Origin of the sequence: Streptomyces otsuchiensis (assembly GCF_004305975.1) — a bacterium.
Taxonomy (GTDB): Bacteria; Actinomycetota; Actinomycetes; order Streptomycetales; family Streptomycetaceae; genus Streptomyces; species Streptomyces otsuchiensis.
This window is the reverse complement of record NZ_BHZI01000662.1, coordinates 1-265: the sequence shown is the minus strand read 5'-3', so window position 1 is coordinate 265 and position 265 is coordinate 1. Positions and strand designations below refer to the sequence as shown.

Annotated in this window: 1 protein-coding gene; it reads left to right on the top strand. The window is 70.2% G+C overall.

The window, feature by feature from the left end; genetic code table 11:
• Positions 1-265: roadblock/LC7 domain-containing protein (locus E0D90_RS26255; RefSeq protein ID WP_307721192.1), on the top strand; the 265-nt coding region annotated here is incomplete at both ends.

Below are 265 nucleotides of genomic sequence, written 5' to 3'. Positions count from 1 at the left end.
GGAGAACACCCTGTGAACCCCGCGCCCAACCTGAGCTGGATTCTCGACGAGCTGGTCAGCGTGCAGCACGCCCGGCACGCCGTGCTGCTCTCCGCCGACGGGCTGATGACGGCGACGTCCGAGGGCGTCGACCGTGACCTGGGTGACTCCGTCGCCGCGCTGACCTCGGGGCTGCAGTCCCTGAGCCGGGCGGCAGCCGTCTTCGCCAGCGGCGGTGAGGACCCGTGGGAGCAGACCCTGGTGCAGTTCGGCAACGGGTTCATCT